The 14,232-nt window shown below is 45.5% G+C and carries 12 protein-coding genes and 2 tRNA genes; 8 read left to right on the top strand and 6 right to left on the bottom strand.

What is annotated here, in order from left to right:
- Nucleotides 1-56: 56 nt before the first annotated feature.
- Both NNX04_RS06880 and NNX04_RS06875 read right to left on the bottom strand, forming a co-directional pair.
- Nucleotides 57-1,439 (bottom strand): adenylate/guanylate cyclase domain-containing protein, encoded by a 1,383-nt coding sequence (locus NNX04_RS06880; RefSeq protein ID WP_007642569.1) that lies wholly within the window; start codon nt 1,437-1,439, stop codon nt 57-59.
- A gap of 138 nt (nt 1,440-1,577) precedes the next feature.
- Nucleotides 1,578-2,813, bottom strand: a complete 1,236-nt coding sequence (locus NNX04_RS06875; RefSeq protein WP_261947908.1) for a hypothetical protein — start codon at nt 2,811-2,813, stop codon at nt 1,578-1,580.
- Between the two features lie 195 nt (nt 2,814-3,008).
- Here NNX04_RS06875 and NNX04_RS06870 point away from each other — a divergent pair, with 195 nt between their 5' ends.
- The 3 genes from NNX04_RS06870 to NNX04_RS06860 all read left to right on the top strand — a co-directional run bounded on the left by NNX04_RS06870 (nt 3,009) and on the right by NNX04_RS06860 (nt 4,035).
- Entirely contained in the window at nt 3,009-3,584 is a 576-nt protein-coding gene (locus NNX04_RS06870) for a nitroreductase family protein (RefSeq protein WP_261947907.1), read from the top strand.
- Between the two features lie 105 nt (nt 3,585-3,689).
- Nucleotides 3,690-3,777 (top strand) — tRNA-Ser (locus tag NNX04_RS06865).
- A gap of 181 nt (nt 3,778-3,958) precedes the next feature.
- Nucleotides 3,959-4,035: transfer RNA gene (locus tag NNX04_RS06860), tRNA-Arg, on the top strand.
- Between the two features lie 93 nt (nt 4,036-4,128).
- Here NNX04_RS06860 and NNX04_RS06855 read toward each other — a convergent pair.
- Nucleotides 4,129-4,593, bottom strand: a complete 465-nt coding sequence (locus NNX04_RS06855) for a tyrosine-type recombinase/integrase (protein WP_410004081.1) — start codon at nt 4,591-4,593, stop codon at nt 4,129-4,131.
- A gap of 250 nt (nt 4,594-4,843) precedes the next feature.
- On the opposite strand from NNX04_RS06855, the gene istA reads away from it, so the two are divergent.
- Nucleotides 4,844-6,385: an IS21 family transposase gene (gene istA / locus NNX04_RS06850; protein WP_261946239.1), complete on the top strand. Its 1,542-nt coding sequence runs from the start codon at nt 4,844-4,846 to the stop codon at nt 6,383-6,385.
- Complete coding sequence (gene istB / locus NNX04_RS06845; RefSeq protein WP_261946238.1) at nt 6,375-7,163, top strand: IS21-like element helper ATPase IstB; 789 nt, start codon at nt 6,375-6,377, stop codon at nt 7,161-7,163. The genes istA and istB overlap by 11 nt, the downstream gene beginning before the upstream one ends.
- 56 nt (nt 7,164-7,219) lie before the next feature.
- Here istB and NNX04_RS06840 read toward each other — a convergent pair whose 3' ends face one another.
- The 3 genes from NNX04_RS06840 to NNX04_RS06830 all read right to left on the bottom strand — a co-directional run bounded on the left by NNX04_RS06840 (nt 7,220) and on the right by NNX04_RS06830 (nt 10,425).
- A complete protein-coding gene (locus NNX04_RS06840) occupies nt 7,220-7,951 on the bottom strand; it encodes a hypothetical protein (protein WP_261947906.1) in 732 nt (243 codons plus the stop codon).
- A 72-nt stretch (nt 7,952-8,023) separates the two neighbouring features.
- Nucleotides 8,024-8,671 (bottom strand): hypothetical protein, encoded by a 648-nt coding sequence (locus NNX04_RS06835; protein WP_261947905.1) that lies wholly within the window; start codon nt 8,669-8,671, stop codon nt 8,024-8,026.
- A 788-nt stretch (nt 8,672-9,459) separates the two neighbouring features.
- The gene (locus tag NNX04_RS06830) at nt 9,460-10,425 is read right to left on the bottom strand and encodes a tRNA dihydrouridine synthase (RefSeq protein WP_261947904.1); all 966 of its coding nucleotides are present in this window, start codon (nt 10,423-10,425) and stop codon (nt 9,460-9,462) included.
- A 131-nt stretch (nt 10,426-10,556) separates the two neighbouring features.
- Here NNX04_RS06830 and NNX04_RS06825 point away from each other — a divergent pair, with 131 nt between their 5' ends.
- The 3 genes from NNX04_RS06825 to NNX04_RS06815 all read left to right on the top strand — a co-directional run bounded on the left by NNX04_RS06825 (nt 10,557) and on the right by NNX04_RS06815 (nt 14,128).
- Nucleotides 10,557-11,930, top strand: a complete 1,374-nt coding sequence (locus tag NNX04_RS06825; RefSeq protein ID WP_261947903.1) for a DEAD/DEAH box helicase — start codon at nt 10,557-10,559, stop codon at nt 11,928-11,930.
- 395 nt (nt 11,931-12,325) lie between these two features.
- Nucleotides 12,326-13,132, top strand: coding sequence for a PhoH family protein (locus NNX04_RS06820; protein WP_040392210.1), 807 nt, complete (start codon nt 12,326-12,328; stop codon nt 13,130-13,132).
- 183 nt (nt 13,133-13,315) lie between these two features.
- Nucleotides 13,316-14,128: a putative RNA methyltransferase gene (locus NNX04_RS06815; RefSeq protein WP_261947902.1), complete on the top strand. Its 813-nt coding sequence runs from the start codon at nt 13,316-13,318 to the stop codon at nt 14,126-14,128.
- Nucleotides 14,129-14,232: the final 104 nt, after the last annotated feature.

The raw sequence follows: 14,232 nt of genomic DNA, 5'->3' as shown, positions 1-14,232 counted from the left end.
GGTGGGTTAATGGTTGGGGAATGACAGGGCATGCGCAAGAATGTCCTGTTTATGAATTAAACAATTACCTTGTCTTTTAGCCTACTGGCTGCCTTTTCCAGTGTCTCAATAACTTTTTGTTTGTCGTAATTGCGCACTTTATCCATATCCAGATACATGGAAAAACCTTCGGCCCGATCTTCGAAGTAGCTTTGGTTTTTGCCCATCTCTTTACGTAAATCAGCAACTTGATAAACCTTAACGGGCATAGAAAAACCTTTCACGGTTATTTCGCCTTTATCGCGACACATTACGGTGTCTTTTACCAGTGACCAGGTTTCGTGTGAGATAAGAATTTCATCGGGTTCTGCTGCCGATTCTAATCGGCTTGCCAAGTTCACTTGGGTGCCGAGTACGGTGTAATCCAGATGATTTGATGTACCAAAGGTGCCCACTGTGCAGTAGCCGGTATTGATGCCCATGCGTACCTGCAGTGGTTTCTTAATCCCCTGATTAAACCATTCCACCTGCATGGCTTTAATGCGCTTTTTCATCGCAATTGCCATGGCGACACAACGTGTTGCATCATCTTTAACACCTTTGCTTGCACTATCACCAAACAAAACCATTATCCCATCACCCATAAATTTATCGATAGTACCGCCGAAATGGGCAACAATTTTGGACATTTCAGTAAGGTAATGATTAAGGAGTTCGGTCAGCGCCTCTGCTTCGATTTCTTCCGAAAGTTGGCTGAAGTCTTTGATATCAGAGAAAAACACACTAATTCGTTTGCGTTCGGCTTGTAGGTGTTTGTCATCACCGCGGTTAATGGCTTGCCATACGGTTGGTGGTAAATAGCGGGATAACTTATAAGCGCGTATTTTGTGCCATTTTTGTTCATTCTCCAGTTGCTTCTGGCTGAGCATTAGTTTGTGGAGTCGTTGATGCATATAAATAGCATAAACCAAAAAATATGTTGCGACGCCAATAAGGCTGGCTGCGCTAATCTGGATATTGCCCGATAAAATTAGCTGTGGGCTGTGTATAAAAAGACTAATGAGTACACCTGCCGCAAAAGCGGTGTTGTCTTCCAGTAGTTTGCGTATGCCGCCGCTGATTAATGCGTTAAATTGAATCATTGTTAAGAACATGACGCAGGGCAGAATACTGAAGTCGGTGAGGCTTAATACAATGCCGATAAGTCCGGCATCAATGTATGAAAGCCAGCGGTTGTTGCGTGCAACAAGTTCTGGAATTTGTTTACGAGTAAAAAAATACGTGCCATAGGCATAGGCCAGTAACAGCACTATAACGCCAATATATACAGGGCTTGGTTTGTTCCAATTAACAAATGAGGCGAGGGTGCCTGAGGCTGCAAAGCAGATAAGTGCGCGAAAGTAGTACTGTTGGATCGGAGTTTCAGTTTGCAGCGATTCGGAGTCGATCTTACTGGTCATTGGATAAAGCCTTATTGTTTTGTGCAGTAAGGTCTTCCCTGCAGAATGATTAACTCCCTAGTGGTGCGGAAGGAATTAAACGGCTTTTCCATCGAAATGTCTACCTGTTGATTTCGATCGGGATTGGTTTTTGTCATATTATTTAAACTTCAGCTCAAGATACTTTGCCTCCAGTTCTGCATATTCTTTACGCAGTTCGACAAGCTCCGTGTGAAAATGGTCGTCAGGCTGTTGGTTGCTTTCCTTATTCTGTTTTTGGGGGCTGTTTTTGAGTTGATCGTTTTCCTTTTCAAGTTCCTCGATATTCTCCAGTAGACTCTTACTTTCATGGGTAAAACTGTGGAGAGTTTCTTTGATGCGCAGGTTTTCTTCTTCCAGCTGATGGTCGTTATCGATCTGGCCTTCCTGCATAGCAATTTTTTCGTTGGCTTTGGTGAGTTCTTCCTCCAATAGCTGGACACAGGTGTCTGATTCTTGGACAAAACGAATTTGCCGCTGAAGTTGTTGTTCCAGTTCTTTAATAACCAGGTCTTTTTCTTCGGCAGTGACTGCTTCTTCCAGTTTGCGTTGCAAGTTGCTGATAACCCGATACTGATCTGCTGCCACATTGCGCAATTTCATTATCTCTTCGGCGGCACGCGGATCCTGACGAACTATATTGATGGTCTTGTTTTCAATGGGGCGACCTGTGATAGCGGCATTGGTTGAGCGTATGTGTTGATTCATGCTGTTATAACTATCGTTATATTGGCCTAATAAATACTCATAGCGCTCTTTATCTGCCATCTCATCTGCCATGGCATAGAGTTCGTTGTAATGCTGTTGTGCATTTGTTTGCGTTTCATCCCAGCGCTTTTCAAGGTCAAAGAACATTTTTTTAAATTTTTCCAGATTTTCAACACGTTTTTTATAGGTGTCCAGCTCCTCATTATTGCTGCCCTCATGCAATTCCTGAGGCCCCTGAAGTAATGGCTCCAGTGTTTGTTGAAATATATCCCAATAGCCTTCACTGCCTTGTACGGCTGTTGTACCTAACTCTTCTGCACGCAAAAAAGCATAGCGTAAGGCTACAATCCGCTGATTCAGTGGTACATCGCTAGGCTGTATGCCTGCGATGTCACTGCGCGGTGCCAACAGGTTAAATCTGTCCTGGGTGAGCTCTACCTGCTCATAAATAAATTGTTTGTAAGGTTTGGCAGGGGTGGGTAGGGGGCCGTTGCTGTTTTGGATGGCATCAATAAACTCGCGCAACTTTTGTTGCTGCAGCCGCATTATTTTTTTCTGCCTGACAACGCTCATCAATAGTGCGATGGAGGCAACAAGTAGCAGTAAAAAAGGGGTGATTATTGCGATAATCAAGTTGGTTTGTTGCATATAAACTGCCGATAGTGGACTTATTGTCTGGTCGCATGATGGAGGTAGTTCCCGTTTATTAATTCTACTGGCGGGAATTACTTGAAAGTATGGTACAAATTTCACCAATATTCGAATAGCGCTCGCGTATTAGGAGCGTGTGGCCGTTATTGTTGCCGGTTTCCCAGTTAATGCTTTATTAAATAGATGAGTTTTATGGACGCAATCACCGTTTTACACCACAGAGTTTCACAATCCAAGCTGGCGTCGCCTGCGCCAGATCGCGAACAGTTAGATATTTTGATACGCGCCGCTACACGAGCGGCGGATCACGGCAATCTCCAGCCATGGCGTTTTTTGGTGATAGAGGGAGTGGGGTTGGAAAAGTTGGGTGAGTTGTTTGCTCGTGTTGCTGCCGAAAAAAAGCCGGATATCAGCCAGGCAGAGTTGGATAGGTTCAAATCAATGCCATTGCGTGCCCCAATGATTATTGTCGCAATTGCTAAATGTCAGGTTCACCCCAAAATACCAAAAGTGGAGCAGCTCATTGCGGCGGGCGCCGCGGCGCAAAATATTCTCACTGCCAGTTTTGCGTTGGGTTTGGGGGCAATCTGGCGAACGGGTGATATGGCTTATGATGGCGCGATAAAACAAGCGCTCGGTTTAGTCAGTAATGAAGCGCTTGATGAACAGATTGTCGGCTTCATTTATATAGGCTCACCTACCGGTAGTACACATCTTCCACGCGCAATAAATCCCTCAGCCTTTTTTACTACATGGACGGGAGAATAAGATTGCGTTTGCAAGCCTGCTTGTGTAAATTAGCGCGCCTTCGCAGGGGTGACGATGGAGAGTCAGTCTGGCGAAGAACCGCATCAATTGTCGGCGGTAAAATACGGTGAGGTGTCCGAGTGGCCGAAGGAGCACGCCTGGAAAGTGTGTATACCGCAAGGTATCGAGGGTTCGACTCCCTCTCTCACCGCCATTTTAAAACGACATAGCGCCTGAACAGGGCGTAGACTTGCAAGTGGTTCGATATACACTCAAGTCGAGCGGTTTTTGTACTTCATTGATTTATAAAGCATTATTTTAAAATTTCACAAAAGAAAAATTAAAAAACGCTTGACGACCTAAAGGTCAATCAATAGAATGCGCGCCAACAAGACGCACTCATAGCTCAGCTGGATAGAGTACTCGGCTACGAACCGAGCGGTCGGAGGTTCGAATCCTCCTGAGTGCACCATATAGAAGTCGCTAAACCCCTGATTATCCAAGAGATTTTCAGGGGTTTTTGCTTTCTAGGGTTTGCAGTGTCGATGAAGTGTCGACGACATTGTTAATCATCGACAGCCGGTCGAAATTTCACTGCTTCCAATAAATGATCAGGCGATAAATGCGAGTAGCGCATGGTCAAATTTATTGAGCTGTGACCGAGAATTCTTTGCAGCGTTAAAATATCCCCGCCATTCATCATGAAGTGACTCGCGTAAGTATGACGCAATGCGTGAGCCGCTTGACCCTTCGGTAATTTAAACGAACATTTTTCGAGCAGCCTACGAAATGCGCTGATCGATGTAGAGAATAATCTGTAATTTCCAGTCGAGTGAGTTCGCAAATCATCTTCCAGTTTTTGGGTGATTGGTACTGTCCGGTTTTTTCCTGATTTGGTATCCAGAAACGTTAAACGCGATTTTCCAATTTGCGATGGCGTTAATTTTTCCGCTTCACTCCAGCGAGCACCAGTCTGTAAACACACTCTTACGATCAAATAAAGGCAGGGGTTTTTGGCTGCTTGAATCACTGACAATAATTCCTGGCACTGTTCAGTGGTCAGGTAGGAGAGTTCACGCTCTTTAACCCTGATTGGTTTTACCTTGATTAGCGGCGACTGGTATTTAATTTGGTCGGTTTGCCATAAGTAGCCGTAAAGTGCGTTTAGATAACCCAGTGTTGATTTGCGTTTAAAACTGACCCACTAAACCCGCATATTTGCGTCGAAAATTGACCCACGTAACCGACTATCCTGCTTGTTTTTTGAGCGGGAGATAGGAGTGATTAACGTGGCCATTTTGAGCAAGATCAGACGTTGGTATTTCCGTGACAAACTCTCGTTACGGGAGATTGCACGACGTACCGGATTTTCCCGCAACACCGTTCGCCGCTACCTGCGCAATGAGATCAGCGAACCGGTTTATCCCAAGCGACAAACACCCAGTAAGCTTGATGCCTTTGCCGATAAGTTGCGGCAGTGGTTGGTCGATGCTGCACGCACCTCCCGCAAGCAGCGTCGTTCACTCAAACAGATGCACGCTGATTTACGTGCGTTGGGGTTTGAAGGCTCCTATGATCGCGTTGCTGTCTTTGCCCGCGATTGGCGCCGCCAGCAGTTGGAATCGAGTAAAGGTGCGAGCAAGCACACCTATATCCCATTGCAATTCAAACCCGGTGAAGCATTCCAGTTTGATTGGAGTGAAGACTGGGCGGTAATTGCGGGCGAACGGGTAAAGCTGCAAGTCGCTCACTTCAAATTGAGTTACAGCCGAGCTTTCTTTGTCCGCGCTTATTTGCTGCAAACCCACGAGATGTTGTTCGATGCGCACCATCATGCCTTTATGGCTTGGGGTGGCATTCCGCAACGCGGGATTTACGACAACATGAAGACGGCTGTCGATAAGGTAAAACGTGGCAAGCAGCGTGATGTGAATGCGCGCTTTGCAGCGATGGTGAGTCACTACTTATTTGATGCAGAGTTCTGCAATCCTGCTGCGGGTTGGGAGAAGGGTCAGGTCGAGAAGAACGTGCAGGATGCGCGAAGAAGGCTTTGGCAACAGGTGCCCGCCCAACCTTCATTGATTGCTTTGAATGACTGGTTACACGAGCGCTGCGTTCAACTCTGGAGTGAATCCACCCATCCCACTGAAGCATTAACCATTCAAGCGGCATTGGATCATGAGCGATCTTTCCTGATGCCGGTGGGGCAACCGTTCGATGGTTTTGTCGAGCAGCCCAAGCGCGTATCGCCCACCTGTTTAATCACCTTCGAACGCACGCGTTACAGCGTACCGTCTTCCTTCGCTAATCGACCGGTGAGTTTGCATACCTATCATGATCACCTGGAGGTGATTGCGGAAGGCAATATCATCGCGGTGCATACCCGCGTGTTTAACCGCAGGCATGAGCAGGTAACGACAGTGTATGACTGGCGACATTACCTCTCGGTGTTGCAGCGCAAACCCGGAGCCATTCGCAACGGTGCTCCCTTCGCAGAATTGCCCAAAGCCTTTCAATCACTGCAAACCATTTTGTTAAAGCGTGTCGGTGGTGACCGCGAGATGGTGGATATTCTTGCACTCGTGCTGCTGCACGATGAGCAAGATGTTCTCACCGCTGTAGAACTTGCATTGGAAACCGGTTCACCCTCCAAACAAATCGTGATCAATATCCTGAGTCGATTAGTAGAGGGAACACCCATCCCACCGATTGAAGTACCGCCTGCATTAGCACTGAGAGTGGAACCACTGGCTAACGTCACTCGCTACGATAACCTGCGCGCTCAAACCATCAGTACTCAAGGAGGACACCATGCACACTAATCCCATGATCCCCGCACTGAAGTCACTCAAACTCTACGGCATGGCCCATGCACTGAACGATCTTGCTGAACAGGATTCACCAGCATTCCAGGCGAGCACCGGCATCCTTGATCATTTACTCAAAGCAGAACTGGCCGAGCGCGAAGTACGTTCGGTGGCTTATCAACTGAAGACTGCCAAATTCCCAGCGTACCGGGATCTGAGTGGCTTTGATTTTACGAGCAGCATGGCCAATGAAGCATTGATCCGGCAATTGTGTGCCGGTGACTTTATGGATAACGCGCAGAATGTCGTGTTTGTCGGTGGCCCTGGAACGGGCAAAACCCACCTTGCCAGTGCCATCGGCATTCAAGCGATTGAGCAACTACATCGCCGCGTTCGTTTCTTCTCGACCATTGAATTGGTGAATGCATTAGAGAAGGAAAAACAGCAAGGCAAAGCCGGACAAATTGCATCACGTTTAATGCATACCGATTTAGTGATTCTGGATGAGATGGGCTATTTACCCCTCAGTCAAACTGGTGGGGCTTTGTTGTTCCACTTAATGAGCAAGTTGTATGAACGCACCAGCATGATCATCACCACCAACCTCAGCTTTGCTGAATGGTCGAATGTATTTGGTGATGCAAAGATGACTACAGCGTTATTGGATCGAGTCACCCATCATTGCCATATTGTTGAAACCGGCAATGATAGCTATCGTTTCAAAGAGAGTTCAGCACAACCGAAAAAGGAGAAAAAGACGACAACTTATCCACAACCCAAACCTGTAAAATAAACCATTAAGGGTGGGTCAAAATTCAACGCAAAAGGTGGGTCAGTTTTAAACGCAAATCAACAGTCTCTCATATAGCCGCGCCCAAAAAACACTCCACAAAGTTGGTTTATGTTAGTTTTCTTTAGATTTGAATTGAGGAAATTAAATATTTTTCCAAGCAGTAAATTAACACCGTTTATTAGGTCGGAGCACTTTTGTAGAACATCTTCAATTATTAGCGAAGATCCATTTCTTTTAAGTCCTGCGTGTGAGTATGAAATTTTTCCTGTTTCTTGGTTTCTATGGCAATTTTCGATATCGGAATGAGTCAATTCATCACGAATAGCTAGAAGCTCTTCAAACCACGGTGCTGATAATATTGCCTCTTTTAATTCACTTGGAAAGTCTTCACCTATTTGGCCATTTTTTATCAAGCTAAAAAATTTTCTCGTAGAATCTTTGAGTCTTCGCGTGCGCTTATAAATATTGGTAATTATTTTTCTTGCACACTCAACAGATGAATATAACTCCGTAAAGACCTCTTCTATCACTGCTGAAAATTCTGTTGAGTTATTCGCAGAAGTATAGCCTTTTTCCCTCAATTCTTGTTCGTCTATAGCTAAATTTGGAAGCATTTTTAAAGCAACGTCTCTTAATGTAATAGCCTTAAGGGAATGATTCTTAACTCCTAGTGCAGCCTTTCTTGCATCGGAACTAAACGTGTAAGTCCCGGAGTAAAAATTTTGGAAGATATCAATCTGCCCCCATAATTCTGGTGCAAATGTTCTAACCGTTGCATTCGCATTCATTGGATAATATCTCCGGGGCTAGTGGATTTTGTCCAGCGCACATAGTGCGCGGGTTGCAGGGCTTTGTTAGCATTACTTAAACGATAAGCTTTTTGTAATAATTATGTCCTTGTAGCTTATTGTAATTCCAATTTCACTAAGCTGATCTTCTATCATTTGTTGATCTGTTATTTCTTTATAGTGCTTCTTGGTCTTTGGTTTTAGGTAAAACTGCATTGAATATCTAAGGCAGCAGGCGGTGTATATAAAATGCTTCTGGTTTTTTATGATTTCATCAATTGTTTCGTCGGAGGACTGTAGCTCTTTTAAATTATTTGAAAAGCTATTTATTGCATTTATTTGTGTAGCTATTGACTTTAGCGTGTTTCGCATTTGAGGGGGGATTTTTGTGTAGTTGGAAATTAATGACTTTTCAAGAAAAAGCATCAGGGTTTCTCGGGGTATATATCTTAAGGCTCCACCACCTTCATATGTCTTTTCCTTTATGTTGTTCAGTGTGTTGAGTGCGGTAGACATTTTTTCTATTCTGCTTTTTATTTCACATATTTCGTCATGAAACTCCTCCTTCATACATCTGATCAGCTTTCTGTCTTGATATATTGATTTTAAATGCTCTACCAGCGGTGCGGAAAGTATGCCAAATATAAACGTAACAAGAGGCATTAGTGTTTTTAAGGTTTCTGCATCCAAGATAATTCTCCGAGAAATTAATGCTAACATTTGTATACCGCGCATGCGCGATATCTACATTAAGGTTTATTTGGGTTTTAATTATTAACTAATTGTTTGAATTGAGGAATGACAGCACATTACGTGGCTACTTTAAAAATAAAGTGTGAGTGCGCGTTATCTCGCTTTTTTGTGCGCAATATCATTCTTTCAAATCCTTTAAGTTATTGAATATATATGCTTTTTTATTGTTTCAGAAGGAGTTTTTGACATGTGTAAACCTGATAATACCTACTGTACTTCAAAGAAAGGAGCAGACCTTCATGGCCGGAGTGTGGAGGCCGAGGTTCTAGCTATATAGGAGAGTGTAATAAGGTCTGAGCCAAGAATCGGTATGGGTGATGCCTTGGTATTGCTAGGGCGCAAAATAGGGTTAAAAAATAATGATCCCGCCGTGTTAAAGCAGATGCCAGCGGAGCCGGTGAAGCTTGACTGAATGTCCGCAGTAACCCGTCATCCAGCCATAAGCTGTCGAAAAAGTGTCGAAATCATTGTGCCGTAAAGCAGTTTTTAGTGGGGATGGAAAAGGACAAAACCCAGTATTTTTGCGGCTTAGCGGGGAGTAGTGGAGCAACGGGAAGCTGGGGGAGGGGGTTCGAATCCTCCTGAGGCACAATATAAAGAAAGGCTTACCAGAAATGGTAAGTCTTTTTTCGTTTGCGTTGTTTGGTTTTTTGAGTGGGATATTTGAGTCGAAAATTCAAATTGTTGATTGTATTGATTGTGGCTCAGTGCATCAGAAGTCCTTTTCTGTGAAGTGTACTTTTTATTGGTGATTGTTAGTCTGTGTGCGCTGCATGCAGTGCCTTGGTAAAACAGGCCTCAATTTCTACTGGTGTGGTTTTACGTTTTATTGCTTCAAAAAATACTTGGGCTTGCGGATATTGCCTACTTAAATACATTAACCATTGTTTTACCCGATTGCCACAGTTGCGCTCGCAGTAGAGTGGGGTGGTGAGTTTGTAGTAGTCATACAGCATTTCACAAATCGCTTGCCAGGTGAGCGGTATGTAATCCTCTCCTTTTACGTGCGCTTTAATTTGTCGTGCGAGGTCGGGGCAGGCGAGTAAGCCGCGCCCGAGCATGACATCGGCGCCTGCCGATTGCTCGCGGCAGCGCAGATAATCTTCCACTGTCCAAATTTCACCATTGCCTACCACCGGAATTTTTAATTCGGCGCGAATATCGGCAATGTAGTGCCAGTAAGCGGGTGGTTTGTAGCCGTCGGCTTTGGAGCGGGCATGCACGGTGAGTTCATTTGCACCGGCGGCTTCTACGGCGCGCGCGTTATCCAAATAGCTGCTGCGATCTTCAAACCCCAAGCGAATTTTTGCAGTGACGGGAATCTCGCGCGGCACAGCATCGCGTACCGCTTCAATGATGGAATAAACGCGATCCGGCGTGCGCAGTAAGCAAGCGCCACCTTCATGGGAGTTGACGGTTTTGGCGGGGCAGCCAAAGTTCAGGTCGATGGCTTTTGCGCCGTAGTTAACCAGCTCCAGTGCATTGATCGCCATGGGTTCCGGTTTGCTGCCTAGCAGCTGCACGCGTACTGGTGTCCCGTTGGGCGTTTTACAGTCGCTCTCCAGTTCCTGCGCGTACTTATAAAAGACTTTATAGGGCAGCTTTTGATCGGTAACGCGGATAAACTCCGTCACACAACCATCCAATCCGCCAATGCGAGTCAGTATGTCGCGTACATGGTGTTCAACAACGCCCTCCATTGGGGCTAACATAATTCGCATGAATCCACTCTGGCCGGTGATAAAGGTCGGCATTTTAGCGGTTTTGGTTGATAATTGGCGCCGCTCTGCGTAGATTGCGCGGCCTTTTGCGGGTAAAACCTGCCTTTATTGAATGAATTTCGAGGTTCTTGATGACTCAGCCCGGTTTCCACGATCTGATTAGTGATACCCAGTTGCGTAAAGCGATTGACGTTTTGGGCTACGAAGCCCCAACGCCAGTCCAGTTGGCGGCGATTCCCGCTGCGACCGCCGGTAAAAATCTGATTGTGAGTTCCAAAACCGGCAGTGGCAAAACAGCCGCCTTTTTATTGCCTGCAATTCAGGCGATGTTAGCGCGCCCGTCCTCCAATCCCAGTTCAACCCGGATGCTGATTCTGACTCCCACGCGTGAGCTGGCACGGCAGATTGTTAAAAACGCAGAGCAGATTCTGAAATTCACCAGCTTTAAAGTTGGCATGGTGTGCGGTGGTGAAGAGCTGAAATATCAAAAGGCGATGTTGCGCAAGAACCCGGAAATTATCGTCGGCACGCCTGGCCGTTTGGGGGAGCATATTTCCCATAAGTCGACCGAATTTTCCGGCTTGGAATTCTTAGTGTTGGATGAAGCAGATCGCATGCTCGATATGGGGTTGAGCGATGATGTATTAAAAATCACCAATACCTGCAGCACCGAACGCCAAACCTTGTTGTTCTCGGCCACCATGGAACAGAAAGGTTTGCGTCATCTTATTAAGCAAGTGATTTTGGGTGAAGCGGAAGAGATTTATATTGACGAAAAGCCCAACGCTATCACCCAGCAGATGTTGATTGCCGATGAATTCAAGCATAAAGAAAAGCTGCTTTTGGCGCTGCTGCAAAAAGCGGATTTTGAAAAGGCGATTATTTTTACCAATACCAAAGCGCGCGCTACCCAATTGGATAATTTTTTACGCTACAACAAATTCCGTGTGGGTGCGTTGCATGGCGATATTACCCAGGATCAGCGCAAAATTACCCTCGACCACTTCCGCCAGGGGCGTACCAGTATTTTAGTGGCGACCGATGTAGCGGCGCGTGGGTTGGATATTCCCGGTGTAGAGCTGGTAGTGAATGTGGATATGGCCTATTCAGGCGATGAGTATCTACATCGCATTGGTCGTACCGGGCGCGCCGAAAAAGAGGGTAGGGCTGTCTCTCTGGTGGACGCCAAAGAGTGGAATCTCACCAAGAGTATTGAGCGTTACCTTGGCGTGACCTTTGAGGTGATTAGCATTCCTGGTTTGAAGGGTAAGTATCAAGGGCCGGATAAAACCAAGTCTTCCGGTAAATCAGTTGGCTCTAAAAAGAAAACCACTAGTAAAGATAAAAAGCCTGAGAGCAAACCTAAAGTCAAGGTGCGTGATCGCGATCAGAAAAATATTGGCAAACGACGTGTGCCAAGTGCGGTTCATAGTGAGCCATTGGTTGATGGTTTTGCTCCACCCAAAAAGAAAGTGACCAAACAAATCGATGATAACGATGAATAAGCTGGGAATTGAGCGCTGATAATAAATTATCATGCGTTCAATTTTATTTTAAAGAAGTGATTGATCTTTTCCATAATAAGATTAATATCAAAGTCACAAGGGTGAAAAAGCAAGTAGCTCTTGTGTGCTTTAGCAAGTTACGCATCAAAAATTCACTGGCTTTGCCAGCGTAGTCTATCTGTCACACGTTTTTGCTTTACTCAGTTTGTTTTATTGTTTTGAAGTAGCGATTTGTAGTCGATCCTGTTTATCTTGATCTTTTTAAGTCGGTATTCGTAAACCAGTAACAAGGGGGTAATAACATCATTCCACAGCAAGTTTTTTATCCGGGGTAAAATCGATCACGAAGCTGTTGACAGTTTTCGTGTTACTCACAGGCTGAAGGGGATTTTTTTATGGCAAAAAAAACGCATGCCAGACGTAGTGCGAACCACCATTCTTATGACGATACCAGCTTCTCCGGCTCGCGGCATAAATCGCGAAGGAATCAACGAAGTGATGACAATATCGTCGAAATAAAGTCCCGCTCCCAGCAAGTCGAAACCGCTTACTCTCCTCCTCGCTCTCCGCAACCACTCCGCGCCAAAACAAAATCCCAGCAGCAATACATCAACGCTATCAACTCACACATGCTGACTTTCGGTATTGGTCCTGCCGGTACCGGTAAAAGTTATTGTGCGGGAGCATTAGCCGCAGAGGCGCTGGAATCGGGCCGGATTGAGCGGATAATTTTAACTCGCCCAGCCGTGGAGTCCGGCGAGAACCTTGGGTTTTTACCGGGCGATCTCGATCAGAAATTCTCGGTTTATATTGATGCCTTCCGCGATATTTTGAATGAGCGCTTGGGTGCGGGTACGGTAGATTATTGCTTGCGCCATGGTCGCATAGTGGCAGCACCGCTAGCGTTTATGCGCGGTAAAACCTTTAACAGCAAAACCTTTGTCATTCTCGATGAAGCACAAAATACCACGCCTGCGCAAATGAAAATGTTTTTAACGCGTATCGGTGAGGATTGTAAGGTGGTTATTAATGGCGATATTTTGCAGAGCGATATTCGCGGCCCCAATGGTTTGGCTGACGCCGTAGAGCGCTTGAAAGGTTTGCCTAATGTGTATCTGCATGAGTTTGAGCGTGAAGATATTGTGCGCAGTGGTTTAGTGCGCGACATTATTGATCGCTACGAAATACCTGACGAAAATTAACTTTGCTGAATACCGCATCTTCTTAAATAGGATGCGGTATTTTTCGTGGTTCTTGCGTGACTTGCTTATTGAAGAGTGAGTCGGCATTCTGCGCGTTTGTATTCCCCTCTATTTATTATCAGATGACTACTCATTTATTGATTGGTCGATGTTTCGATCATCAATACTCATTGAATTTCGCCTATGAATGCTTTGTCCTGTCCGCTTTGCCGTCTATCCTTGGTTGTGAATAGCCAAGGAGTAGGGTGTGAAAAACTTCATCAATTTGATCGTGCTAAAGAAGGTTATTTCAATTTATTGCCGGTACAGCACAAGCATTCGCTGGAGCCGGGTGATGCAAAAATACAATTGCAGGCGCGGCGACAATTTTTGCAGGCAGGATTTTTTGAGCCGCTCAAAACCCATTTGCAAATGCTATTACCCCGGTCTACCAAAAACCTGTTGGATATAGGTTGCGGTGAAGGCTATTTCACCGGCGCTTTTGCCGAGGCATTGCCTGCAGCAAGCATCTATGGTGTGGATATTGCCAAAGCGGGCGTAAGGCTTGCCGCCAAAGCAGCCAAATCGGTTGGGCTGGATTCTCGGCTGGTGTATAGCGTTGCCTCCAGTTTTGACTTGCCGGTGGCAGATGGATCTATGGATGTGGTTACCCGCATTTACGCACCGAGTAAGGATGCAGAGTTATATCGTGTAATGGCATCAAATGGTCTGTTGGTTATAGTGGCGCCCGGTGAACAACATTTGCTTGGGTTGCGCCGCCGTATTTACCGCGAAGTGCGTCCGCATCAGTGCACACCGGTTCCAGAAGGATTTCGACTCATCGATCGACAACAAGTCCAGGCTGGGTTGGTGATAGAGCCGCCGGAATTGCGCTCAGCACTACTGGATATGACGCCCTTTGCGTGGCGCTTATCCCCTGAATTAAAGGCGGATATTGTGCGAGAAGTGTTTACCGATCAATTGGATTTTACTATTTCGATTTATAACAAAATATGATTAGATTTTTGCTATCAATAGCATTACCTTTGGTTTCTGGCTTTTTTGTGATCTAAATCCCATATTTTATACAGTTCTATAAGCATCGCTCTTGCGATAAACGA

The organism is Cellvibrio sp. QJXJ, assembly GCF_024452345.1.
Lineage (GTDB): Bacteria > Pseudomonadota > Gammaproteobacteria > Pseudomonadales > Cellvibrionaceae > Cellvibrio.
The sequence above is the reverse complement of the archived record's forward strand: the minus strand, read 5'-3'. Positions and strand labels throughout refer to the sequence as shown.